The organism is Streptomyces sp. NPDC050546 (assembly GCF_044457425.1).
Classification (GTDB): Bacteria; Actinomycetota; Actinomycetes; order Streptomycetales; family Streptomycetaceae; genus Streptomyces.
In genome coordinates this window covers 104,037-128,040 of the sequence record NZ_JBITGX010000007.1, presented here as the reverse complement: position 1 = coordinate 128,040, position 24,004 = coordinate 104,037, and the positions used below count along the sequence as shown (strand labels likewise).

The window sequence follows — 24,004 nt, the reverse complement described above, 5'->3', positions numbered from 1 at the left end:
CGAGCGCACCCGTCTGCCCGAATTCTCCTGAACTGCCTTACGGAGCCTGACAGATGCAGCGTCATCTCATCTCGGCCGCCGACCTCACCCGCGACGACGCCGTCCTGATCCTCGACACCGCCGAGGAGATGGCCCGGGTCGCCGACCGGCCGATCAAGAAGCTGCCGACCCTGCGCGGCCGCACGATCGTCAACCTCTTCTTCGAGGACTCCACCCGGACCCGGATCTCCTTCGAGGCCGCCGAGAAGCGGCTGTCCGCGGACGTCATCAACTTCTCCGCCAAGGGCTCCAGCGTCTCCAAGGGCGAGTCCCTGAAGGACACCGCCCAGACCCTGGAGGCCATGGGCGTCGACGCCGTGGTCATCCGGCACGGCGCCTCCGGAGCCCCGTACCGGCTGGCGAACTCCGGCTGGATCGACGCGGCCGTGGTCAACGCCGGCGACGGCACCCACCAGCACCCCACACAGGCCCTGCTGGACGCCTTCACCATGCGCCGCCGTCTGGTCGGCCCGGACGCCGGGCTCGGCCAGGACCTCGCCGGCCGGCGCATCACCATCGTCGGCGACATCCTGCACAGCCGGGTCGCCCGCTCCAACGTCGACCTGCTGCACACCCTGGGCGCCGAGGTCACCCTCGTCGCCCCGCCGACCCTGGTGCCCGTCGGCATCGAGACCTGGCCCTGCGAGGTGTCGTACGACCTCGACAGCACGCTGACCAAGTCCGACGCGGTGATGATGCTGCGCGTGCAGCGCGAGCGCATGAACGCCGCCTTCTTCCCGACCGAGCGCGAGTACTCCCGTCGCTACGGCCTCGACGGCGACCGCATGGCGCGGATGCCCGAGCACGCCGTCGTGATGCACCCCGGCCCGATGGTCCGCGGCATGGAGATCACCGCCGAGGTCGCCGACTCAGACCGCTGCACCGTCGTCGAGCAGGTCGCGAACGGAGTGTCCATCCGGATGGCCGTCCTGTACCTGCTGCTCGGTGGCAACGAACCCGCCGTCACCCAGTCCCGTACCGAGGAGAAGCAAGACCGATGAGCAAGATCCTGATCCGTGGTGCGAAGGTGCTGGGCGGCGAGCCGCAGGACGTACTGATCGACGGCGGGACCATCGCCGCCACCGCCCGGCAGGGCGAAATCGACTGGAGTGGCGCCGGTCCGAGCGCCGAGGGCGCCGAGGTCGTCGAGGCCGACGGCAAGGTGCTGCTGCCCGGCCTGGTCGATCTGCACACCCATCTGCGCGAGCCCGGCCGTGAGGACTCCGAGACCGTCCTGACCGGCACGCGGGCGGCGGCGAGCGGCGGTTACACCACCGTGTTCGCCATGGCCAACACCTTCCCGGTCGCCGACACCGCCGGTGTCGTCGAGCAGGTCTGGCGGCTCGGCAAGGAGCACGGCTACTGCGACGTCCAGCCGATCGGTGCCGTCACCGTCGGCCTGGAGGGCAGGAAGCTCGCCGAGCTGGGCGCCATGCACGAGTCGGCCGCCGGTGTCACCGTCTTCTCCGACGACGGCAAGTGCGTCCACGACGCCGTGATCATGCGCCGCGCCCTGGAGTACGTGAAGGCCTTCGGCGGTGTCGTCGCGCAGCACGCGCAGGAGCCGCGGCTGACCGAGGGCGCCGAGATGAACGAGGGCATCGTCTCCGCCGAGCTGGGGCTCGGGGGCTGGCCGGCGGTGGCCGAAGAATCGATCATCGCCCGGGATGTCCTGCTCGCCGACCATGTCGGCTCCCGTGTCCACATCTGCCACCTGTCGACCGCCGGGTCCGTCGAGATCGTCCGCTGGGCCAAGTCCCGCGGCATCGCCGTCACCGCCGAGGTCACCCCGCACCACCTCCTCCTCACGGATGAGCTGGTGCGCACCTACAACCCCGTCTACAAGGTCAACCCGCCGCTGCGCACCGAGCGCGACGTGCTGGCCCTGCGCGAGGCGCTCGCCGACGGCACGATCGACATCGTCGCCACCGACCACGCCCCGCACCCGCACGAGGACAAGGACTGCGAGTGGGCCGCGGCCGCCATGGGCATGGTCGGCCTGGAGACCGCGCTGTCAGTGGTGCAGGAGACCATGGTCGACACGGGTCTGCTGGACTGGGCCGGCGTCGCCGACCGGATGTCCGTCAAGCCCGCGCAGATCGGACAGGCCGCGGGCCATGGACGTCCCGTCTCGGCAGGTGAGCCCGCCAACCTCACCCTGGTCGACACGGCATACCGTGGGCTCGTGGAACCCGCGGGCTTCGCCTCGCGCAGCCGCAACACCCCCTACGAGGGGCGCGAGCTGCCGGGCCGTGTGACGCACACGTGGCTGCGGGGCAAGGCCACGCTCGTCGACGGGAAGCTCACGTGACACCTGTATTCCTGCTGGCCGCCGAGAAGGAATCGGCGCAAGTGACCGACTGGGCCGCCCGCATCGGCTGGGTCGTCGGCCTCGCCCTGTTCGTCGCGCTCGTCTACTGGCTGATGCGCGAGGGCTGGAAGTGGCGCGGCACCCTCCAGGGCGACCTGCCCGAGCTGCCCACCGCACCGGACGACCCGGGCGCCGAGAAGCTGCGCATGAGCGGCCGCTACCACGGCTCCACCACCGCCGGTCAGTGGCTCGACCGCATCGTGGCCCGGGGCCTGGGCACCCGCAGCCGCGCCGAGCTGACCCTCACGGACGCCGGCCTCGACGTCGTACGCCCCGGGGCGAGCGACTTCTTCGTCCCGGCCGCGCAGCTCCGTGAGGCCCGGCTGGACAAGGGCATCGCCGGCAAGGTCCTCACCGAGGGCGGCCTGCTGATCGTCACCTGGGCGCACGGCGACCGGCTGATCGACTCCGGGTTCCGCTCCGACCACGCGGCCGAGCACAACGAGTGGGTCGAGGCCATCAACACCATGATCGAAACGAACACCAGGGAAGGCGTCGAACGATGACCACCTCCACAAGGGGAGCAGCCAGGACTCCCGCCGTACTCGTCCTGGAGGACGGCCGGATCTTCCGCGGCCGTGCCTACGGGGCCGTGGGGGAGACCTTCGGCGAAGCGGTGTTCTCCACCGGCATGACCGGCTACCAGGAGACCCTCACCGACCCGTCGTACCACCGCCAGGTCGTGGTGATGACCGCCCCGCACGTCGGCAACACCGGCGTCAACGACGAGGACCCCGAGTCGAAGAAGATCTGGGTCTCCGGGTACGTCGTGCGCGACCCCGCGCGGGTGCCGTCCAACTGGCGCTCCCGGCGCTCGCTGGACGAGGAACTGGCGAAGCAGGGCGTCGTCGGCATCTCCGGGATCGACACCCGTGCCCTCACGCGTCACCTGCGCGAGCGTGGTGCCATGCGCGTCGGCATCTTCAGCGGGGACGCGGTGCGGGAGGACGGCGCGCTGCTGGCCCGCGTCCAGGAAGCCCCCCAGATGAAGGGCGCGAACCTCTCCGCCGAGGTCGCCACCACCGAGCCCTACGTCGTCGCCGCGATCGGTGAGAAGAAGTTCACCGTCGCCGCCGTCGACCTCGGCATCAAGGGCATGACCCCGCATCGCATGGCCGAGCGCGGCATAGAGGTGCATGTGCTCCCGGCCACCGCGACCGTCGAGGACGTCTACGCGGTGAACCCGGACGGAGTGTTCTTCTCCAACGGCCCGGGCGACCCGGCCACCGCCGACCACCCCGTCTCCGTGATGCGGGGCGTCCTGGAGCGCGGCACCCCGCTCTTCGGTATCTGCTTCGGCAACCAGATCCTGGGCCGCGCGCTCGGCTTCGGCACCTTCAAGCTGAAGTACGGCCACCGCGGTATCAACCAGCCGGTGCAGGACCGTACGACCGGCAAGGTCGAGGTCACCGCGCACAACCACGGCTTCGCCGTCGACGCTCCTCTCGACCAGGTCTCCGAGACCCCGTTCGGCCGCGCCGAGGTGTCGCACGTCTGCCTGAACGACAACGTGGTGGAGGGGCTGCGGCTTCTAGACCGCCCCGCCTTCAGCGTCCAGTACCACCCCGAAGCGGCAGCCGGCCCGCACGACGCCGCCTACCTGTTCGACCGCTTCGTATCCCTGATGGAGGGCCAGCGTGCCTAAGCGCACCGATATCCAGTCCGTCCTGGTCATCGGCTCCGGCCCGATCGTCATCGGCCAGGCCGCCGAGTTCGACTACTCCGGCACCCAGGCGTGCCGCATCCTGCGCGCCGAGGGCCTGCGGGTCATCCTCGTCAACTCCAACCCGGCGACGATCATGACCGACCCGGAGATCGCCGACGCCACCTACGTCGAGCCGATCACCCCCGAGTTCGTCGAGAAGATCATCGCCAAGGAGCGTCCCGACGCCCTGCTGCCCACCCTGGGCGGCCAGACGGCCCTCAACACGGCCATCTCGCTGCACGAGGCGGGGACCCTCGACAAGTACGGCGTCGAGCTCATCGGCGCCAACGTCGAGGCCATCAACAAGGGCGAGGACCGCGACCTCTTCAAGGAGGTCGTCGAGGCCGTGCGCCAGAAGATCGGGCACGGCGAGTCCGCCCGCTCGGTGATCTGCCACTCCATGGACGATGTCCTCCAGGGCGTCGAGACGCTCGGCGGCTACCCGGTCGTCGTCCGCCCCTCCTTCACCATGGGCGGCGCCGGCTCCGGCTTCGCGCACGACGAGGAGGAGCTGCGCCGCATCGCCGGGCAGGGCCTCACCCTCTCGCCGACCACCGAGGTCCTCCTGGAGGAGTCCATCCTCGGCTGGAAGGAGTACGAGCTGGAGCTGATGCGCGACAAGCACGACAACGTCGTGGTCGTCTGCTCCATCGAGAACTTCGACCCCATGGGCGTGCACACCGGCGACTCGATCACCGTCGCCCCGGCGATGACGCTGACCGACCGCGAGTACCAGACGCTGCGCGACATCGGTATCGCCGTCATCCGCGAGGTCGGCGTCGACACCGGCGGCTGCAACATCCAGTTCGCGGTGAACCCCGAGGACGGCCGGGTCATCGTCATCGAGATGAACCCGCGCGTGTCGCGCTCCTCGGCGCTCGCCTCCAAGGCGACCGGCTTCCCGATCGCCAAGATCGCCGCCAAGCTCGCCGTCGGCTACACGCTCGACGAGATCCCGAACGACATCACGCAGGAGACCCCGGCCTCCTTCGAGCCCACGCTCGACTACGTGGTCGTGAAGGCCCCGCGCTTCGCCTTCGAGAAGTTCCCGCAGGCCGACTCCACCCTCACGACCACCATGAAGTCGGTCGGCGAGGCCATGGCCATCGGCCGCAACTTCACCGAGGCCTTCCAGAAGGCGCTGCGCTCGCTGGAGAAGAAGGGCAGCCAGTTCACGTTCGTCGGCGAGCCCGGCGACAAGGCTCTCCTCCTGGAAGAGGCCGTCCGCCCCACCGACGGCCGTATCAACACCGTCATGCAGGCCATCCGCGCGGGCGCCACGCCCGAGGAGGTCTTCGAGTACACGAAGATCGACCCGTGGTTCGTCGATCAGCTCTTCCTGATCAAGGAGATCGCGGACGAGCTGGCCGAGGCACCCGAGCTGACGGCGGACCTGCTTGCCGAGGCCAAGCGGCACGGCTTCTCCGACACGCAGATCGGGGAGATCCGCGGCCTGCGCGAGGACGTCGTCCGCGAGGTCCGGCACGCGCTGGGCATCCGCCCGGTCTACAAGACGGTCGACACCTGCGCCGCCGAGTTCGCCGCGAAGACGCCGTACTTCTACTCCTCCTACGACGAGGAGAGCGAGGTCGCGCCCCGCGAGAAGCCGGCCGTGATCATCCTGGGCTCCGGCCCGAACCGCATCGGCCAGGGCATCGAGTTCGACTACTCCTGTGTCCACGCCTCCTTCGCGCTGAGCGACGCGGGCTACGAGACCGTGATGGTCAACTGCAACCCGGAGACCGTCTCCACGGACTACGACACCTCCGACCGCCTGTACTTCGAGCCGCTGACGCTGGAAGACGTGCTGGAGATCGTCCACGCCGAGCAGCAGGCCGGACCCGTCGCAGGCGTCGTCGTCCAGCTCGGCGGCCAGACCCCGCTGGGCCTGTCGCAGGCGCTCAAGGACAACGGCGTGCCGATCGTCGGCACCTCCCCGGAGGCCATCCACGCCGCCGAGGACCGGGGCGCCTTCGGACGGGTCCTGGCGGAGGCCGGTCTCCCGGCCCCCAAGCACGGCACCGCCACCACCTTCGCCGAGGCCAAGGCCATCGCCGACGAGATCGGCTACCCGGTCCTGGTGCGTCCGTCGTACGTCCTCGGCGGGCGCGGCATGGAGATCGTCTACGACGAGACGCGCCTGGAGGCGTACATCGCCGAGTCGACCGAGATCAGCCCGTCCCGGCCGGTCCTGGTCGACCGGTTCCTCGACGACGCCATCGAGATCGACGTCGACGCGCTCTACGACGGCCAGGAGCTCTACCTCGGCGGCGTCATGGAGCACATCGAGGAGGCCGGCATCCACTCCGGCGACTCGGCGTGCGCCCTGCCCCCGATCACCCTCGGCGGCTTCGACGTCAAGCGCCTGCGCGCCTCCACGGAGGGCATCGCGAAGGGCGTCGGCGTCCGCGGCCTGATCAACATCCAGTTCGCGCTCGCGGGCGACATCCTCTACGTCCTGGAGGCCAACCCGCGCGCTTCCCGGACCGTCCCCTTCACCTCGAAGGCGACGGCGGTGCCGCTGGCCAAGGCCGCCGCCCGGATCTCGCTGGGCGCGACCATCGCCGAGCTGCGCGCCGAGGGCCTGCTCCCGGCCACCGGCGACGGCGGCGAGCTCCCGCTCGACGCGCCGATCTCCGTCAAGGAGGCCGTCATGCCGTGGTCGCGCTTCCGCGACATCCACGGCCGCGGCGTCGACACGGTCCTCGGCCCGGAGATGCGCTCCACGGGTGAGGTCATGGGCATCGACTCCGTCTTCGGCACGGCGTACGCCAAGTCGCAGGCGGGCGCCTACGGCCCGCTGCCCACCAAGGGCCGCGCCTTCATCTCGGTCGCCAACCGCGACAAGCGCTCGATGATCTTCCCGGCGCGCGAGCTGGTCGCCCACGGCTTCGAGCTGATGGCCACGTCCGGCACGGCCGAGGTGCTCAAGCGCAACGGCATCAACGCCACCGTCGTGCGCAAGCAGTCCGAGGGCACCGGCCCGAACGGCGAGAAGACCATCGTCCAGCTCATCCACGACGGCGAGGTCGACCTCATCGTCAACACCCCGTACGGCACGGGCGGCCGCCTCGACGGCTACGACATCCGTACGGCGGCCGTGGCACGCTCCGTGCCGTGCCTGACGACGGTCCAGGCGCTCGCGGCGGCGGTCCAGGGCATCGACGCCCTCAACCGCGGCGACGTGAGCGTCCGGTCGCTCCAGGAACACGCGGAACATCTGACCGCGGCCCGCGACTAGCAGCCCCGAGGGGGACACCGGAAACGGTGTCCCCCTCTTCGTGAGGACGCCACGTCTTCGTGAGGACATCATGTACAAGATCTTCTTCAGTCTCGTCTTCAAGCGGCTGGACCCGGAGCAGGCCCACCACCTGGCCTTCCGCTGGATCCGCCTGGCCGCCCGCGTCCCCGTGCTGCGCACCTTCCTCGCGGCCGCCCTCGCGCCCCGCCACAAGGAGCTGCGCACGGAGGCCTTCGGGCTGCGCATGCACGGCCCCTTCGGGCTCGCGGCGGGCTTCGACAAGAACGCCGTGGGCATCGACGGCATGGCGATGCTCGGCTTCGACCACGTCGAGATCGGCACGGTGACCGGCGAGCCGCAGCCCGGCAACCCCAAGCAGCGGCTGTTCCGCCTGGTCAAGGACCGGGCACTGATCAACCGCATGGGCTTCAACAACGACGGCTCGCTCCGCGTCGCCGCCCGCCTGGCCTCCCGTACGCCGGTCCTCAGGACCGTCGTCGGCGTCAACATCGGCAAGACCAAGGTCGTACCCGAGGAGGAGGCCGTCGCGGACTACGTGAAGTCCGCCGAGCGGCTGGCGCCCTACGCCGACTACCTCGTGGTCAACGTCTCCTCCCCGAACACGCCCGGTCTGCGCAATCTGCAGGCCACGGAGGCGCTGCGCCCCCTGCTGAGCGCCGTCCGCGAGGCCGCCGACGGCGCGGTGTCGGCGCGGCGTGTCCCGCTCCTGGTCAAGATCGCGCCGGACCTCGCCGACGAGGACATCGACGCGGTCGCCGACCTCGCCGTGGAGCTGGGCCTGGACGGCATCATCGCCACCAACACCACCATCGCGCGCGACGGACTCGGCCTGAAGTCCGACCCCTCCCTGGTCAAGGAGACCGGCGGCCTGTCCGGGGCGCCGCTGAAGGAACGCTCCCTGGAGGTCCTGCGCCGCCTCTACGCGCGCGTGGGCGACCGGATCACCCTGGTGGGCGTGGGCGGCGTCGAGAGCGCCGAGGACGCCTGGCAGCGCATCCTGGCCGGTGCCACGCTGGTCCAGGGCTACAGCGCCTTCATCTACGAGGGGCCCTTCTGGGGCCGCGCGATCCACAAAGGGCTCGCCGCGCGCCTGCGCACCAGCCCGTACGCCACGCTCGCCGACGCGGTGGGCGCCGACGTGAGGAAGACGGCATGAGTCCTCTCGAACCCTTCGGCGCGCGTCTGCGCCGGGCCATGGACGAGCGCGGCCCGCTCTGCGTCGGCATCGACCCGCACGCCTCCCTGCTCGCCGAGTGGGGCCTGAACGACGACGTGGCGGGCCTGGAGCGGTTCAGCCGCACGGTCGTCGAGGCGCTGGCCGACCGGGTCGCCGTGCTCAAGCCGCAGAGCGCGTTCTTCGAGCGGTTCGGCTCGCGCGGCCTTGCCGTCCTGGAGGCGTCGGTGGCCGAGGCGCGGGCGGCGGGCGCCCTGGTCGTCATGGACGCCAAGCGCGGCGACATCGGCTCGACCATGGCCGCGTACGCCGAGTCGTTCCTGCACAAGGACGCGCCGCTGTTCTCCGACGCGCTGACGGTCTCGCCCTACCTCGGCTACGGCTCGCTCAGCCCGGCCGTCGCACTGGCCCGGGAGAGCGGCTCCGGGCTGTTCGTGCTGGCGCTGACCTCCAACCCGGAGGGCGGCGAGGTCCAGCACGCCGTACGGTCCGACGGCCGGAACATCGGAGCGACGATGCTCGCGCACCTGTCCGCCGAGAACGCCGGGGAGGAGCCCCTGGGGTCCTTCGGAGCGGTCGTCGGCGCCACCCTCGGTGATCTGTCGTCGTACGACCTGGACATCAACGGCCCGCTCCTCGCGCCCGGCATCGGCGCCCAGGGGGCCACGCCGGCCGATCTTCCGGCGGTCTTCGGGGCGGCGGTGCGCAATGTCGTGCCGAACGTCAGCCGGGGAGTGCTACGCCACGGTCCCGAAGCGGTCGCGCTGCGTGACGCCGCGGAACGTTTCGCTCAGGAGATCCGTCACGCTGTGACCTCCTCCTGACCACTTCCTGACCTTCTTGTGAGTCCTCCGATGAGTGGCCGGGGACGGGCTTGAGTCTGAATACATCCTCAAATCCGGGGCAGTATGTCCTAAATGTCTGTTCAGATGAAGGCTGACCAGGACTTTTCCGCTGTTCTCGCTGACTCTGGCGGACTTGCCCGCTAGTCTCCGACGAGAGTCACCGGGCAAGCGTGTTGCTCGTGGCTCCCCAGGTGTGGGGCGACTAGGTTCCTCACCGGTCCGTATCCGACAGTTCGACATCCGAGGTGACGTAGGCGTGGCTCTTCCGCCCCTTACCCCTGAACAGCGCGCAGCCGCGCTCGAAAAGGCCGCCGCGGCTCGCCGGGAGCGGGCCGAGGTCAAGAATCGACTCAAGCACTCCGGCGCCTCCCTTCACGAGGTCATCAAGCAGGGCCAGGAGAACGACGTCATCGGCAAGATGAAGGTCTCCGCTCTCCTTGAGTCCCTGCCGGGCGTGGGCAAGGTCCGCGCCAAGCAGATCATGGAGCGACTCGGCATCTCCGAGAGCCGTCGTGTGCGCGGCCTCGGGTCCAACCAGATCGCCTCCTTGGAGCGTGAGTTCGGCAGCACCGGCTCCTGAACTTCGCTCTCCGGGGAAGCGAGTCCCGGGCACTCCGGGATTGCTGGATAATCGCTGCATGGCTGCAACACCCCGGGGGACGACCCCCGTACCCCCGGACGTACGTCCGCGGCTGACCGTGCTCTCCGGCCCCTCCGGGGTCGGCAAGAGCACGGTCGTCGCTCATATGCGCAAGGAACACCCCGAGGTCTGGCTCTCGGTGTCGGCGACGACCCGCAAGCCCCGCCCCGGCGAGAAGCACGGAGTCCACTACTTCTTCGTCACCGACGACGAGATGGACAAGCTGATCGCCAACGGCGAACTGCTGGAGTGGGCCGAATTCGCCGGCAACCGCTACGGCACGCCGCGTGCGGCCGTGCAGGAGCGCCTGGAGGCCGGTGAGCCGGTCCTCCTGGAGATCGACCTGCAGGGTGCCCGTCTGGTCCGGGAGTCGATGCCCGAGGCCCAGCTGGTGTTCCTGGCTCCTCCCTCCTGGGAGGAGCTGGTGCGCAGACTCACCGGGCGGGGTACCGAACCGCCCGAGGTGATCGAGCGCCGGCTCGAGGCGGCGAAGATCGAACTCGCCGCCGAGCCGGAGTTCGACACCACCCTGGTCAACACCGCCGTCGAGGATGTGGCTCGCGAGCTGCTAGCCTTGACGAACGTCGTGTGACCATCGCTGATCGTCCCGATCCTCGCTGATCACCCAGACAGATTCTTTCCCACCCATCGGAAGGTAGAGCGTGTCCTCTTCCATCTCCGCGCCCGAGGGCATCATCAACCCGCCGATCGACGAGCTCCTCGAGGCCACCGACTCGAAGTACAGCCTCGTGATCTACGCGGCCAAGCGGGCCCGCCAGATCAACGCGTACTACTCGCAGCTCGGCGAGGGCCTCCTCGAGTATGTCGGTCCCCTCGTCGACACCCACGTCCACGAGAAGCCGCTCTCGATCGCCCTCCGCGAGATCAACGCGGGGCTGCTCACGTCCGAGGCCGTCGAGGGCCCGGCGCAGTAAGTAGTATTTCCAGCTTGACGCTGACTTTTCCACAGGCCCGGCAGGTCGACTGCCGGGCCTGTGGTGTGTCATGGAGTCGTACGGTGTGCCGGTTGCCGAGGTCCGGGGAGAGACGTGGACAAGCCGAAGGTCGTTCTGGGGGTCAGTGGCGGTATCGCCGCGTACAAGGCCTGTGAGCTGCTGCGGCGGCTGACGGAGTCGGGCCATGACGTGCGCGTGGTGCCCACGGCCTCCGCGCTGCACTTCGTCGGTGCCGCCACCTGGTCCGCGCTCTCCGGGCACCCGGTCTCCACCGAGGTCTGGGACGACGTGCACGAGGTCCCGCACGTCCGCATCGGACAGCATGCCGACCTGGTCGTCGTCGCCCCTGCCACCGCCGACATGCTCGCCAAGGCGGCCCACGGACTCGCCGACGACCTGCTCACCAACACGCTGCTCACCGCCCGCTGCCCGGTCGTCTTCGCCCCCGCCATGCACACGGAGATGTGGGAGCACCCGGCCACCCAGGAGAACGTGGCGACGCTGCGCCGCCGTGGCGCCGTGGTCATCGAGCCGGCCGTGGGCCGTCTCACCGGCGTCGACACCGGCAAGGGCCGGCTGCCCGACCCGGGCGAGATCTTCGAGGTCTGCCGCCGGGTGCTGGCCCGGGGCGTGAGTGAGCCGGACCTCAAGGGACGGCATGTCGTGGTCAGCGCGGGCGGCACCCGCGAGCCCCTGGACCCGGTCCGGTTCCTGGGCAACCGCTCCTCCGGCAAGCAGGGCTACGCCCTCGCCCGCACCGCTGCCGCCCGCGGCGCCCGTGTCACGCTGATCGCGGCCAACAGCACCCTGCCGGACCCGGCCGGGGTGGACGTCGTCCCCGTCGGCACGGCCCTGCAACTGCGCGAGGCGGTGCTGAGCGCCGTCGCCGACGCCGACGCCGTGGTCATGGCGGCGGCGGTGGCGGACTTCCGCCCGGTGACCTACGCGGCCGGGAAGATCAAGAAGAAGGACGACCAGGAGCCGGAGCCCATCGCCCTGGTGCGTAATCCGGACATCCTCGCGGAGATCTCCACCGACCGGGTCCGCCCCGGACAGGTGATCGTCGGCTTCGCCGCGGAGACGGACGACGTGCTCGCGAACGGCCGCGCCAAACTGAAGCGCAAGGGCTGCGATCTGCTGGTCGTGAACGAGGTCGGGGAGCGCAAGACCTTCGGTTCCGAGGAGAACGAGGCCGTCGTGCTGGGCGCCGACGGCAGCGAGACCGCCGTGGCGCACGGCCCCAAAGAAGCCCTGGCCGAAACCGTATGGGACCTGGTGGCCGGGCGCCTGCGCTGATGGTCCAGTCGCCGTGCGTCCCCTCGAATCCCGCCTGATCCAGGCGTGGCGCCTCTGGTCAACGCCGCTCCACATTGGGCAGAATGCCCGTGCCGCAGGTCACAGCTCTCCCGAGTGGCGAGACAGGGGGACCGTGTCCGAAGCGTGACCCGTAAACTGTTCCACGGACGGCGCGAGGTGCAGCCCCCGCCGTCCGCCAATGATCAGCCAGCAGCCGCTGCAACCCCAGGGAGCGTTGTGTCCCGTCGCCTGTTCACCTCGGAGTCCGTGACCGAGGGTCACCCCGACAAGATCGCTGACCAGATCAGCGACACCATTCTCGACGCGTTGCTCCGCGAGGACCCGACCTCTCGGGTCGCCGTCGAGACTCTGATCACGACCGGCCTGGTTCACGTGGCCGGCGAGGTCACGACCAAGACGTACGCGGACATCGCGACGCTGGTCCGGAACAAGATCCTCGAAATCGGCTACGACTCCTCGAAGAAGGGCTTCGACGGCGCCTCCTGCGGCGTCTCGGTGTCCATCGGCGCACAGTCCCCGGACATCGCCCAGGGTGTCGACACGGCGTACGAGTCCCGTGTCGAGGGCGACGAGGACGAGCTCGACAAGCAGGGCGCGGGCGACCAGGGCCTGATGTTCGGCTATGCGACGGACGAGACCCCGACGCTGATGCCGCTGCCGATCTTCCTGGCCCACCGCCTGTCCAAGCGCCTGTCCGAGGTGCGCAAGAACGGCACCATCCCCTACCTGCGCCCGGATGGAAAGACCCAGGTCACCATCGAGTACGACGGCGACAAGGCGGTCCGCCTGGACACCGTCGTGGTCTCCTCCCAGCACGCCTCCGACATCGACCTCGACTCGCTGCTGGCTCCGGACATCAAGGAGTTCGTCGTCGAGCCGGAGCTGAAGGCGCTGCTCGACGAGGGCATCAAGATCGACACGGAGAACTACCGTCTCCTGGTCAACCCCACCGGCCGCTTCGAGATCGGCGGCCCGATGGGCGACGCCGGCCTGACCGGCCGCAAGATCATCATCGACACCTACGGCGGCATGGCCCGCCACGGCGGCGGTGCCTTCTCGGGCAAGGACCCGTCCAAGGTCGACCGCTCCGCCGCGTACGCGATGCGCTGGGTCGCCAAGAACGTCGTCGCCGCGGGCCTCGCCACCCGCTGCGAGGTCCAGGTGGCGTACGCGATCGGCAAGGCCGAGCCGGTGGGCCTGTTCGTCGAGACCTTCGGCACCGCCAAGATCGACACGGACAAGATCGAGAAGGCGATCGACGAGGTCTTCGACCTCCGCCCGGCCGCGATCATCCGCGACCTCGACCTGCTCCGCCCGATCTACGCCCAGACCGCGGCGTACGGCCACTTCGGTCGTGAGCTTCCCGAGTTCACGTGGGAGCAGGCGGACCGCGTGGACGCGCTGCGCAAGGCGGCGGGCCTGTAGGTCCGACGCCCCCACGGCACCGAGTGAGGCCCGGCACCCTTCGGGGGGCCGGGCCTCGTCGTTGCCCGGGGGCTTCGCCGGCACCGCCGGTTGTCAGTGGTGTTTGGTAAGAATGCAAGCGTGAGCAGCGAGAACGGACAGGCGGACGGCGGTGCGGAGGGTGCGCCGCCCGAGCAGCTCGCGCTCATCCGGGAGAGCGTGCGGAAGGCCAAGACGCCCCGGGCCAAGCCGCGGACCTGGCGAGGAGCCGCGCTCGCCAAGGAGCTGCCTGTCGCGCGCGTCCTCGTCGACAAGGGCGTGCTCCACCTCGACCGGTACTTCGACTACGCGGTGCCCGAGGAACTGGACGCCGACGCCCAGCCGGGCGTGCGGGTGCGGGTACGGTTCGGGGCCGGGCGGAGCCGGGTGCGGGACGGACGCCGCGAGGGCGGCGGGCTGATCGACGGGTTCCTCGTCGAGCGACTGGCCGAGTCCGAGTACTCCGGGCCGCTGGCCGCCCTCGCCCAGGTCGTGTCGCCCGAGCGGGTGCTGAGCGAGGAACTGCTGGGGCTGGCCCGGGCGGTCGCCGACCGGTACGCGGGCAGCCTCGCGGATGTCCTGCAACTCGCCGTGCCGCCGCGTAACGCGCGCGCCGAGCAGCGCGCCTCGCCCACGCCCCTGGCGCCGCCCCCGGCCCCCGAGCCCGGGTCCTGGCAGCGGTACGAGCGGGGAGCGGCCTTCGTGGAGTCCCTCGCGTCCGGCGGTGCCCCACGGGCCGTGTGGAACGCGCTGCCGGGGCCGCGGTGGAGCGAGGAGCTGGCCCGCGCCGTCGCGGCGACACTGGCCTCCGGACGGGGGGCGCTCGTCGTCGTGCCCGACGGACGGGCCGTCGCGCGGGCCGACGCCGCCCTGACCTCCCTGCTCGGGGAGGGGCGGCACGCGGTGCTCACCGCCGACGCGGGGCCCGAGAAGCGGTACGCGCAGTGGCTCGCGGTGCGGCGCGGTTCCGTACGGGCCGTGATCGGGACACGGGCCGCGATGTTCGCGCCGGTCCAGGACCTCGGGCTCGTGGCCCTCTGGGACGACGGGGACGACAGCCACAGCGAGCAGCACGCCCCGCAGCCCCATGCGCGGGAGGTGCTCCTGCTGCGGGCGGCGCAGGACAGGTGCGGCTTCCTGCTGGGCAGCTGGGGCTGCACGGTGGAGGCGGCACAGCTCGTCGAGACCGGGTGGGCCCGGCCGCTCGTCGCCGGACGGGAGCAGGTCCGGGGAGCCGCTCCGCTCGTGCGGACCGTGGGGGACGGGGACCTCGCCCGGGACGAGGCCGCCCGGGCCGCCCGGCTGCCGACCCTCGCCTGGCAGGCCGTCAGGGAGGGCTTGAAGCACGGCCCGGTGCTGGTGCAGGTGCCCCGGCGGGGATATGTGCCACGCATGGCGTGCGCCAACTGCCGGGCGCCCGCGCGGTGCAGGCACTGCTCCGGGCCGCTGGAGACGCGGGACGGCGGTGCCTTGTGCTGCGGATGGTGCGGCCGCGAGGAGAGCGGCTGGCACTGCCCGGAGTGCGGTGCCTTCCGGCTGCGTGCCTCGGTGGTCGGGGCGCGGCGGACCGCCGAGGAACTGGGGCGCGCCTTCCCGGCGGTCCCGGTGCGGACCTCGGGGCGTGAACATGTGCTCGACACGGTCCCGGGGACGCCCGCGCTGGTGGTGAGCACGCCGGGGGCCGAGCCGGTCGCCGAGGGCGGGTACGCGGCGGCGCTGCTGCTGGACGGGTGGGCCATGCTCGGGCGGCCCGATCTGCGGGCCGGGGAGGACGCGTTGCGGCGGTGGATCGCGGCCGGGGCACTCGTCCGGCCGCAGTCGGCGGGCGGCACGGTGGTGGTCGTCGCCGAGCCGACGCTGCGGCCCGTCCAGGCGCTCGTACGGTGGGATCCCGTCGGTCACGCGGTGCGGGAACTCGCCGAGCGGGCCGAGCTGGGGTTGCCGCCGGTGTCGCGGATGGCGGCGGTGTCGGGGCCGCCCGAGGCGGTGGCCGAGTTTCTCCGTGCGGCCGAACTGCCGCCGGAGGCCGAGGTGCTGGGGCCGGTGCCGCTGCCCGTCCCGGCTGCGGGGCGACCGCGGCGGGTGGGGGCGCCGCCGCCCGGGGAGCAGTGGGAGCGTGCGTTGCTGCGGGTGCCGCCCGGGAAGGGAGCCGCGCTGGCCGCCGCGCTCAAGGCCGCCCAGGCCGCGCGGATGGCCCGGGGGAGTGGGAGCGGGGCCGGCGTCTGGGTACGGATCGATCCGGCTGACATCGGGTGAGCCGATGGCCGGGTGAGCTGCCGCAGAAGGGTCGTCGACCGCTGCCACCCAGCGGGCCGGCCCTGGTGCAGCCGGAGCCGGCGGGGCGTCGCCCGGATGTGCGACTGCCCTCCCGAAGGCGTCCCGGGAGGGCAGGGCGAGGGGTGGTTCAGCCGTTGCGCGGGCCGGGGAACGCCGTCGGCCGTGCCTCGTCGCGGAGTGCGGGGCTGCCTGCCGTCGGCTGCGTGGGCATGGAGCGGGCGGCGGGGACCGTCGGTACCGTGGGCAGGCCGGTGGGCATACCGACCGCGCGACCGCCCGTCGGCTCCGGTGTGCGCTCCGGCTCGGCCGCGGCCGCCTGGGCCGTGGTCGCGGCACGGCGTGCGCCGTAACGGCGGTGCACCGCCTGTTTGGTGACTCCGAGCGCGGAGCCCACCGCGTCCCACGAGAAGCCGAGCGAGCGGTCGAAGTCCACGGCCGCGGTGACCAAGGTCTCGACACTGTCCCGCAGCTCCTGGGCGAGACGTACCGTCGGGGCGGGGGCGCGTCCGTAGACGACGAAGCCCGTGGAAGGGCCGGAGCGGCGCGGGCGGTAGACATTGCCCAGCTGGGCGGTGAGGGTGCGCAGTGCGTCCACCTGCCGGCGGACCCGCTCGATGTCCCGCACCAGCAAGTGCAGGCTGGCCCGAGCCTGGGCGTCGTGGGTTGCGTGGTCGGCCATGAACAAGCCTCTCGAACCGGCGTTGAAAGGAATGGGCCGTGATCACGGCCCGTTGTGGTCAACTCTGTCTTGACCAACGCGGATTCGCTCCGCGGGTCACGGTGTGGGGGCGTAGGGGCATATGCGTGCGCCTGTTTGCGCGGGGTGTGCGCCTCGGCCTGCGGCCTTCGGCTTGTGTCTCCCACCCGCGCGCCGCCAGTAACAGCCGTTCAAGAGGCTGAGCTCTCCCGTGAGGGCCGGGCGCCGTCGGCGGCTTTCCGTGCGGGGCTCATAGACTTGGGCGTTGCCCGTTGTCGATCCCCGCCCCCGAGAGGCCCCCACCACCCCATGAAGCTCGTCTTCGCCGGTACACCCGAGGTCGCCGTTCCCGCTCTGGACGCTCTTCTCGCCTCCGGGCGGCACGAGGTGGCCGCTGTCGTCACGCGGCCCGACGCGCCGGCCGGGCGCGGGCGCAGGCTGGTCGCGTCGCCCGTCGCCGAGCGGGCGGAGGAGGCCGGGATCGAGGTGCTGAAGCCCGCGAAGCCGAAGGACCCCGAGTTCCTGGAGCGGCTGCGGGAGATCGCGCCGGACTGCTGCCCCGTCGTCGCCTACGGTGCGCTGCTGCCCCGCGTCGCTCTCGACGTCCCCGCGCACGGCTGGGTCAATCTGCACTTCTCCCTGCTGCCGGCCTGGCGCGGGGCCGCCCCCGTGCAGCACTCCATCATGGCCGGCGACGAGATCACCGGGGCATCGACGTTCCTGATCGAGGAGGGGCTCGACTCGGGGCCGGTGTACGGGACGGTGACCGAGGAGATCCGGGCCACCGACACCAGCGGGGACCTGCTGACGCGGCTCGCCTTCGCCGGTGCCGGGCTGCTCGCGGCGACCATGGACGGGATCGAGGACGGCACGCTGAAGGCCGTACCGCAGCCGGCCGACGGCATCAGCCACGCGCCGAAGGTCAACGTCGAGGACGCCCACCTCGACTGGGCCGCCCCCGCGCTGCGCGTCGACCGGATGGTACGGGGCTGCACCCCGGCCCCCGGCGCCTGGACCACCTTCCGCGGCGAGCGGCTCAAGCTCATCCAGGTCACCCCCGTGCCCGACCGGGCGGACCTCGCCCCGGGGCAGATCTCCGCGGGGAAGAACAACGTGTACGTCGGCACCGGTTCGTACGGTGTCGAGCTGCTGTGGGTGCAGGCCCAGGGCAAGAAGCCGATGAGGGCCGCGGACTGGGCGCGCGGCGTGCGGATCGCCGACGGGGAGCGGCTCGGGGGCTGATGCCCCTGCTCCCGGCGGCGTAGGCTGGACGGCGCACTTCTTCTCACACCCGGAGCACCTTTTTCGTGAGCGAACAGCCCCGTCGGCCCCGCACGTCCGGCAAGCCCTACCGTCGGCCCAAGAAGGACCCCGTCCGCATCCTCGCCTTCGAGGCGCTCAGGGCCGTGGACGAGCGGGACGCCTACGCCAACCTCGTCCTGCCGCCGTTGCTGCGCAAAGCGCGGGAGAACGAGGGACCCGAGAAGTTCGACGCGCGGGACGCGGCGCTCGCCACCGAGCTGGTGTACGGGACGCTGCGGTGGCAGGGGACGTACGACGCGGTCATCGCGTCCTGCGTGGACCGGCCGCTCGGTGACGTCGATCCGCCGGTGCTGGACGTGCTGAGCCTCGGCGCCCACCAGTTGCTCGGGACGCGGATCCCGACCCACGCGGCCGTGTCCGCCACGGTCGAGCTCGCGCGGGTCGTGCTCGGCGACGGACGGGCCAAGTTCGTCAACGCCGTGCTGCGGAAGATCGCGCAGGACGATCTGGACGGCTGGCTCGAGCGGGTCGCGCCGCCCTACGACGAGGATCCCGAGGACAATCTCGCCGTCGTCCACTCGCATCCGCGGTGGGTCGTGTCCGCGCTGTGGGACTCCCTCGGCGGCGGGCGGGCCGGCATCGAGGAGTTGCTCCGCGCCGACAACGAGCGGCCCGAGGTGACCCTGGTGGCGCGGCCCGGGCGGGCCACCGCCGGGGAACTGCTCGACGAGGACGCCGCCGTGCCGGGGCGCTGGTCGCCGTATGCCGTACGGCTGACCGAGGGCGGCGAGCCGGGCGCCATCGAGGCGGTCCGGGACGGGCGCGCGGGCGTGCAGGACGAGGGCAGCCAGCTCGTCGCCATCGCCCTCGCCAACGCGCCGTTGGACGGGCCCGACCGGCGCTGGCTTGACGGGTGCGCTGGGCCCGGCGGCAAGGCCGCGCTGCTCGGCGCCCTCGCCGCCGAACGGGGCGCGCTGCTGCTCGCCTCCGAGAAACAGCCGCACCGAGCCGGGCTCGTGGCGGGCGCACTGGAAGGCAATCCCGGGCCGTATCAGGTGATCACCGCGGACGGGACCCGTCCGGCGTGGCGGCCCGGCAGCTTCGACCGGGTCCTGGTCGACGTGCCGTGCACCGGTCTGGGCGCCCTGCGGCGCCGCCCCGAGGCACGCTGGCGGCGCCGGCCCGACGACCTGGAGGGGTTCGCGCCGTTGCAGCGCGGGCTGCTGTGCACCGCCCTGGAGTCGGTGCGGGTCGGCGGCGTCGTGGGCTACGCGACGTGCTCCCCGCACCTCGCCGAGACCCGGGCCGTGGTCGCCGACGTGCTCAAGCAGCTCCCGGACACCGACCTCGTCGACGCGCGGCCGCTGCTGCCCGGCGTACCGGATCTGGGCGAGGGGCCAGACATCCAGCTGTGGCCGCATCTGCACGGGACCGACGCCATGTACCTGGCCCTCATTCGCCGGACCGGCTGACCCCCGCTCCGGCGCTCTCCTGGCGCGCCGCACCGCCGTCCTCCCTGGCCAGCCGGTGCGGCCACCACACCTTCGGTCCCACGTCCAGGAACAGGGACGTCACCAGGACCGAGCGCACGATGAACGTGTCGATGAGGACGCCGAGGGCCACCGCGAAGCCGATCTCGGCGAAGGCGACCATCGGGAGGGTGCCGAGGGCGGCGAAGGTGCCGGCCAGCACCAGGCCCGCGGAGGTGATGACCGCGCCGGTGGCGGCGAGCCCCGTGACCACGCCCTCTCTGGTGCCCTTGCGGGCCGCCTCCTCGCGGATGCGGGTGGTGAGGAAGATGTTGTAGTCGATGCCCAGGGCGACCAGGAATACGAAGACGAACAACGGGAAGTCGGTCGCCTCGCCCGCGTAGTCGAAGATGTGGCGGAACGCGAGCGCGCTGAGGCCAAGGGCCGCCGTGAAGGACAGGATCACCGTCCCGACCAGCAGCAGCGGGGCGATCAAGGACCGTAGCAACGCGCACAGGATCAGCAGGACGACCGCCAGGACCAGCGGGATGATCACGATGTTGTCGTGGATCGTCGCCCTGTCCATGTCGATGAGCCCGGCCGTGGCGCCGCCCACCTGGGCGTCCGCGTCCGGCACCGCGTGCACCGCGTCCCGCACCCTTTCGACGGTCTGCTCGGCCGCCTCGCTGTCCGCCGGATCGGCCAGGGTCGCCTCGAACAGCACCTTGCCCTCGTACACGGGTCTCGTGGCCGGGGGCAGGCCCAGCGAGGTCGGCACGACGCCCTCGGTCCCGGCGACCGCGCGGCCCACCTGCCGGGCCTGCGCCTGGTTGGAGACGATGACGAGCGGACTGCCGCTGCCGGCGGGGAAGTACTGCTCGGAGACCTCCTGGCCGACGATCGAGTCCGGCTTGCCCGTGAAGGCGTCCGCATTGCTGATGCCCTCCGCACGCAGCTGGATGAGACCGAGCGAGCAGACCGCGAGGACGAGAGCCGTCGCCGCCCAGACCGTGCGCGGACGGCGGGCGATACGGCGGCCGGTGCGGGCCCAGATGCCGCGCCCGGTCGGGTCGGCCGAGCCGAGGTGCGGGATCACCGGCCAGAAGATCCAGCGGCCGAAGATCACCAGCAGGGCCGGGAACAGGGTCATCATCGCCAGGAGGGCGACCGCCACGCCGATCGCGGCGACCGGGCCCAGGCCGCTGGTGGAGTTCATCTCCGCGACCAGCAGCACCAGCATGCTCAGCACGACCGTCGCCCCGGAGGCGAGCACGGCGGGGCCCGCCCGGTGCAGGGCGAGCGCCATCGCCTCGTGCCGGTCCTCGTGGCGGCGCAGTTCCTCCCGGTAGCGCGCCACGAGCAGCAGCGCGTAGTCCGTCCCCGCGCCGAACACGAGCACCGTGAGGATGCCGGCGCTCTGCCCGTTGACCGTCAGGCCGGCGTGCTCGGCGAGGAAGTAGATCAGCGCCTGTGCGGTGAACAGCGCCGCGATCACGGCGAGCAACGGGACCAGCAGCAGGGTGGGACTGCGGTAGGTGATCAGCAGCATGACGATGACGACGGCCATGGCCGACACCAGCAGCGTCGAGTCGATGCCCTCGAAGGCCTCGGAGAAGTCCGCCGACGTGCCGCCCGGCCCGGTGATGTGCACGGCGAGGCCGCCGTGGCTGTCGCCGGTGACGTCCCGCATGGAGTCGACCGCGGGCGCGATCCGCTCCCAGCCCTTCTCGTCCATCGTGATCGGTACGAGGATCTCCGCCGCCCGGGGATCGGCCGGCCGGTCGTAGACGGGCCCCCGGGTCTCCGCGCCCCGGATGCCGTGGTCGCTCAGCTGCCTCAGCTCCGCCGCGTCCTCGGTGATCTGCGCGCGGTCCTGTGCGGTGAGCCCGCTGTCCCGGGCGTAGACGACGACCGCGGGGATCTGCTCGGGCCGGAAGTCCTTCGACAACTCCAGCACCTGCGTCGACTCCGCGGACCCCGGCAGCCAGGACGCCGCGTCGTTGTCCTGGGCGTCGGTGAGCTTCATCGCGAACGGCGCCACCACGAACAGCACGACCACCCACAGGCCCAGAACCAGCCACTTGGCCCGTCGGCCACAGACCAGATGACCGATGCCCCGGTTGTTTGTCATCAAGACCTCCGCACCGATGCCCTGAAGGGGCGCGGGGAACTGCGCGACCAGCCACACACAACCCGCACCCGTCGGAGACCGCCAGTCCTGGGACCCCCACCGCCCGAGCCCAGCGCAGCGCATAGGCTTAGGCCATGGCCGCGCAGATCAACCCCAGCATCCTGTCCGCCGACTTCGCCCGTCTCGCGGACGAGGCGAAGGCCGTGGAGGGAGCCGACTGGCTCCACGTCGACGTCATGGACAACCATTTCGTCCCGAACCTCACGCTCGGGGTGCCGGTCGTGGAGTCTCTCGCCCGTGCGACGGACACTCCGCTGGACTGCCACCTGATGATCGAGGCCCCCGATCGGTGGGCGCCCCAGTACGTGGAGGCGGGGGCCGGTTCCGTCACCTTCCATGTCGAGGCGGCCGCCGCACCGGTCCGGCTCGCCCGGGAGATCCGTGCCAAGGGCGCCCGCGCCTCCATGGCGCTGAAGCCCGCGACCCCCATCGAGCCGTACGAGGACCTGCTCCCCGAGCTCGACATGCTGCTGATCATGACGGTGGAACCGGGCTTCGGGGGGCAGGCCTTCCTCGACATCATGCTTCCGAAGATTCGCCGCACCCGCGAGTTGATCAGCAAGCACGGTCTGGAGCTCTGGCTCCAGGTCGACGGCGGAGTTTCGGCGTCCACCATCGAGCGCTGCGCCGACGCCGGAGCCGATGTCTTCGTGGCCGGATCGGCGGTCTACGGGGCAAAAGACCCGGCCGAGGCGGTACGTGCACTACGCACGCAGGCTGAGGCGACGACGGCCAAGGCATCCTGGGCCTGCGACCACTGAGCCACAGCAAAGTGAACGGCTCCGATCAGGGCTGATCAAGCGCGCCGGATCTGCAAGGATGAACGGCGAATCCAGAGTGTGAACAGCAGTGAGGAGATCGCCGTGTCGGGTATGTCGGCGGGCCGGTCAGCCATGCGGATGGGACCCGCTGAGCTGGTGCAGGCGGCGGCCATGGCCCGCCGCTTCTACCTCGAGGGCAAGTCCAAGATCCAGATCGCTGAGGAGTTCGGCGTCAGCCGCTTCAAGGTGGCCCGGGTCCTGGAGACCGCCCTCGAACGGGATCTCGTACGCATCGAGATCCGTGTGCCCGCCGAGCTGGACGCCGAGCGCTCGGACGCGCTCCGCGCCCGCTACGGCCTCAGGCACGCTGTCGTGGTCGAGTCTCCGGCCGAGGCCGAGGAGACACCCGACCCCGAGAACCTGGGAGAGGTGGCCGCCGACCTGCTCGGCGAACTGGTCAACGAAGGTGATGTGCTGGGACTGGCCTGGGGCCGTTCCACGATCCATATGGCGGCGGCGCTCGACCGGCTGCCGCCGTGCACGGTGGTGCAGCTGACGGGCGTGTACGACGCCGGGACCGCCGAGCGCGGCTCGGTCGAGGCCGTACGCCGCGCCGCCCAGGTGTCCGGCGGTGACGCCCACCCCATCTACGCGCCGATGCTGCTGCCCGACGCGGCCACGGCCACGGCACTGCGCAATCAGACGGGGATCGCCCGGGCCTTCGAGCACTTCGACAAGGTCACCGTCGCCTGTGTCTCCATCGGCTCCTGGGAGCCGGGCATCTCCACGGTGCACGACATGCTCAGCGACGAGGAGCGCGCGCACTACGCCTCCCTCGGTGTCGCCGCAGAGATGTCCGCGCATCTCTTCGACGCCGAGGGCCGCCGGGTCGGCCGCGACCTGGGCGAGCGGTGCATCACCGTCAAGACCCACCAGCTGCGTCGCGTCCCCGAGGTCGTCGCGATCGCCGGCGGGCAGCGCAAGGGGCCGGCGATCGACGCGGTGCTGCGGTCCGGGCTGGTCACCAGCCTGGTCACGGACACATCGGCGGCGGACTACCTGATGACGGCGGGCCCGGCGCCGAAGTCCGCGCTCAACAGGGCCGACCCGGACGGAGTCTGACGGATGGTGAGGGAGTCGCACCAGGTGCCGGACGACCCGGCGGGCCGGATCGTGGTCGTTCTCGACCTCGACGGGGTCACGGACAAGGCGGGCCTCATGGACCGCTGCGCCCGTGACCTGGCCCTGCCCGACTGGTTCGGCCGCAACTGGGACGCCCTCGCCGACTGCCTGGCCGACCCCGCCCTCTGGCCCGAGGGGTCAGGGGAGCGGGGGCTGCTGGTCGTCGTGCGGGGCTGGCGGACGTACGCCGAGACGCGGCCCGAGGAGTGGCAGGTCGCCGAGGAGATCTTCGCCGAGGCGACGGACCGGGGCCCGGGCCTCTTCGTGACCCTCGGCCTTGGAGCATCCTCCGAGAGGCCCCCTGACCAGCCTGGATGATCCGCTCAGGGACGTCCGGGCCGTCGTCGTGGGACAATGAAGTACGTGCTCTTTCCCCCGGACCGTCCGGTTCGGGGGTCACCTCTGAACGACT

Annotated in this window: 20 protein-coding genes; 18 read left to right on the top strand and 2 right to left on the bottom strand. The window is 71.3% G+C overall.

The annotated features are described in order from the left end of the window. The first annotated feature begins 53 nt into the window (after window positions 1-53). The 13 genes from ACIBK5_RS18810 to ACIBK5_RS18750 all read left to right on the top strand — a co-directional run bounded on the left by ACIBK5_RS18810 (window position 54) and on the right by ACIBK5_RS18750 (window position 16,008). Window positions 54-1,040 carry an aspartate carbamoyltransferase catalytic subunit gene (locus ACIBK5_RS18810; RefSeq protein WP_399020990.1) on the top strand — a complete coding sequence of 329 codons (987 nt, stop codon included), beginning with the start codon at window positions 54-56 and terminating at the stop codon, window positions 1,038-1,040. After that, window positions 1,037-2,350: a dihydroorotase gene (locus ACIBK5_RS18805; protein ID WP_399020988.1), complete on the top strand. Its 1,314-nt coding sequence runs from the start codon at window positions 1,037-1,039 to the stop codon at window positions 2,348-2,350. Before ACIBK5_RS18810 ends, ACIBK5_RS18805 begins: the two co-directional genes overlap by 4 nt. Further along, the gene (locus tag ACIBK5_RS18800; RefSeq protein ID WP_399020986.1) at window positions 2,347-2,916 is read left to right on the top strand and encodes a hypothetical protein; all 570 of its coding nucleotides are present in this window, start codon (window positions 2,347-2,349) and stop codon (window positions 2,914-2,916) included. Before ACIBK5_RS18805 ends, ACIBK5_RS18800 begins: the two co-directional genes overlap by 4 nt. After that, window positions 2,913-4,055, top strand: a complete 1,143-nt coding sequence (gene carA, locus ACIBK5_RS18795; RefSeq protein WP_399020984.1) for a glutamine-hydrolyzing carbamoyl-phosphate synthase small subunit — start codon at window positions 2,913-2,915, stop codon at window positions 4,053-4,055. Before ACIBK5_RS18800 ends, carA begins: the two co-directional genes overlap by 4 nt. Then, window positions 4,048-7,356, top strand: a complete 3,309-nt coding sequence (gene carB, locus ACIBK5_RS18790; protein ID WP_399020981.1) for a carbamoyl-phosphate synthase large subunit — start codon at window positions 4,048-4,050, stop codon at window positions 7,354-7,356. The genes carA and carB overlap by 8 nt, the downstream gene beginning before the upstream one ends. A gap of 70 nt (window positions 7,357-7,426) precedes the next feature. Further along, the gene (locus tag ACIBK5_RS18785; protein ID WP_399020979.1) at window positions 7,427-8,533 is read left to right on the top strand and encodes a quinone-dependent dihydroorotate dehydrogenase; all 1,107 of its coding nucleotides are present in this window, start codon (window positions 7,427-7,429) and stop codon (window positions 8,531-8,533) included. Further along, window positions 8,530-9,375 (top strand): orotidine-5'-phosphate decarboxylase, encoded by an 846-nt coding sequence (gene pyrF / locus ACIBK5_RS18780; protein ID WP_399020977.1) that lies wholly within the window; start codon window positions 8,530-8,532, stop codon window positions 9,373-9,375. The genes ACIBK5_RS18785 and pyrF overlap by 4 nt, the downstream gene beginning before the upstream one ends. 277 nt (window positions 9,376-9,652) lie before the next feature. After that, on the top strand, window positions 9,653-9,976 hold the full coding sequence (locus ACIBK5_RS18775; protein ID WP_003977346.1) for an integration host factor: 324 nt from the start codon (window positions 9,653-9,655) through the stop codon (window positions 9,974-9,976). A gap of 58 nt (window positions 9,977-10,034) precedes the next feature. Next, window positions 10,035-10,628 (top strand): guanylate kinase, encoded by a 594-nt coding sequence (gene gmk / locus ACIBK5_RS18770; protein WP_399020976.1) that lies wholly within the window; start codon window positions 10,035-10,037, stop codon window positions 10,626-10,628. Window positions 10,629-10,698: 70 nt separating this feature from the next. Beyond that, a complete protein-coding gene (rpoZ, locus tag ACIBK5_RS18765) occupies window positions 10,699-10,971 on the top strand; it encodes a DNA-directed RNA polymerase subunit omega (protein WP_003988945.1) in 273 nt (90 codons plus the stop codon). Window positions 10,972-11,085: 114 nt separating this feature from the next. Next, entirely contained in the window at window positions 11,086-12,288 is a 1,203-nt protein-coding gene (gene coaBC, locus ACIBK5_RS18760) for a bifunctional phosphopantothenoylcysteine decarboxylase/phosphopantothenate--cysteine ligase CoaBC (RefSeq protein WP_399020974.1), read from the top strand. A 237-nt stretch (window positions 12,289-12,525) separates the two neighbouring features. After that, a complete protein-coding gene (gene metK, locus ACIBK5_RS18755; protein WP_399020972.1) occupies window positions 12,526-13,734 on the top strand; it encodes a methionine adenosyltransferase in 1,209 nt (402 codons plus the stop codon). A gap of 120 nt (window positions 13,735-13,854) precedes the next feature. Beyond that, complete coding sequence (locus ACIBK5_RS18750; RefSeq protein WP_399020970.1) at window positions 13,855-16,008, top strand: primosomal protein N'; 2,154 nt, start codon at window positions 13,855-13,857, stop codon at window positions 16,006-16,008. 148 nt (window positions 16,009-16,156) lie between these two features. On the opposite strand, the gene ACIBK5_RS18745 is transcribed toward ACIBK5_RS18750, so the two are convergent. Beyond that, window positions 16,157-16,708, bottom strand: a complete 552-nt coding sequence (locus tag ACIBK5_RS18745; RefSeq protein WP_399020969.1) for a hypothetical protein — start codon at window positions 16,706-16,708, stop codon at window positions 16,157-16,159. Between the two features lie 327 nt (window positions 16,709-17,035). Here ACIBK5_RS18745 and fmt point away from each other — a divergent pair, with 327 nt between their 5' ends. Then, window positions 17,036-17,968: a methionyl-tRNA formyltransferase gene (fmt, locus tag ACIBK5_RS18740; RefSeq protein WP_399020968.1), complete on the top strand. Its 933-nt coding sequence runs from the start codon at window positions 17,036-17,038 to the stop codon at window positions 17,966-17,968. 65 nt (window positions 17,969-18,033) lie between these two features. Then, window positions 18,034-19,461: an RsmB/NOP family class I SAM-dependent RNA methyltransferase gene (locus tag ACIBK5_RS18735; protein ID WP_399020966.1), complete on the top strand. Its 1,428-nt coding sequence runs from the start codon at window positions 18,034-18,036 to the stop codon at window positions 19,459-19,461. Here the strand turns inward: ACIBK5_RS18735 and ACIBK5_RS18730 are convergent. Then, window positions 19,442-21,589 carry an MMPL family transporter gene (locus ACIBK5_RS18730; RefSeq protein ID WP_399020964.1) on the bottom strand — a complete coding sequence of 716 codons (2,148 nt, stop codon included), beginning with the start codon at window positions 21,587-21,589 and terminating at the stop codon, window positions 19,442-19,444. The genes ACIBK5_RS18735 and ACIBK5_RS18730 overlap by 20 nt on opposite strands. 134 nt (window positions 21,590-21,723) lie before the next feature. Between ACIBK5_RS18730 and rpe the strand changes: the two genes are divergently transcribed. The 3 genes from rpe to ACIBK5_RS18715 all read left to right on the top strand — a co-directional run bounded on the left by rpe (window position 21,724) and on the right by ACIBK5_RS18715 (window position 23,910). After that, window positions 21,724-22,410: a ribulose-phosphate 3-epimerase gene (gene rpe, locus ACIBK5_RS18725; protein ID WP_189726416.1), complete on the top strand. Its 687-nt coding sequence runs from the start codon at window positions 21,724-21,726 to the stop codon at window positions 22,408-22,410. 78 nt (window positions 22,411-22,488) lie between these two features. Then, a complete protein-coding gene (locus ACIBK5_RS18720) occupies window positions 22,489-23,532 on the top strand; it encodes a sugar-binding transcriptional regulator (protein ID WP_382497562.1) in 1,044 nt (347 codons plus the stop codon). Between the two features lie 24 nt (window positions 23,533-23,556). Further along, window positions 23,557-23,910: a barstar family protein gene (locus ACIBK5_RS18715; RefSeq protein WP_399021283.1), complete on the top strand. Its 354-nt coding sequence runs from the start codon at window positions 23,557-23,559 to the stop codon at window positions 23,908-23,910. Window positions 23,911-24,004: the final 94 nt, after the last annotated feature.

Excerpts from the sequence above, each read along its gene's own strand:
- ACIBK5_RS18810 (WP_399020990.1), top strand. The coding sequence starts at position 54 with ATGCAGCGTCATCTCATCTCGGCCGCCGACCTCACCCGCGACGACGCC.
- ACIBK5_RS18805 (WP_399020988.1), top strand. The coding sequence starts at position 1,037 with ATGAGCAAGATCCTGATCCGTGGTGCGAAGGTGCTGGGCGGCGAGCCG.
- carA (WP_399020984.1), top strand. The coding sequence starts at position 2,913 with ATGACCACCTCCACAAGGGGAGCAGCCAGGACTCCCGCCGTACTCGTC.
- ACIBK5_RS18785 (WP_399020979.1), top strand. The coding sequence starts at position 7,427 with ATGTACAAGATCTTCTTCAGTCTCGTCTTCAAGCGGCTGGACCCGGAG.
- pyrF (WP_399020977.1), top strand. The coding sequence starts at position 8,530 with ATGAGTCCTCTCGAACCCTTCGGCGCGCGTCTGCGCCGGGCCATGGAC.
- gmk (WP_399020976.1), top strand. The coding sequence starts at position 10,035 with ATGGCTGCAACACCCCGGGGGACGACCCCCGTACCCCCGGACGTACGT.
- ACIBK5_RS18745 (WP_399020969.1), bottom strand. The coding sequence starts at position 16,708 with ATGGCCGACCACGCAACCCACGACGCCCAGGCTCGGGCCAGCCTGCAC.
- fmt (WP_399020968.1), top strand. The coding sequence starts at position 17,036 with ATGAAGCTCGTCTTCGCCGGTACACCCGAGGTCGCCGTTCCCGCTCTG.
- ACIBK5_RS18730 (WP_399020964.1), bottom strand. The coding sequence starts at position 21,589 with ATGACAAACAACCGGGGCATCGGTCATCTGGTCTGTGGCCGACGGGCC.
- rpe (WP_189726416.1), top strand. The coding sequence starts at position 21,724 with ATGGCCGCGCAGATCAACCCCAGCATCCTGTCCGCCGACTTCGCCCGT.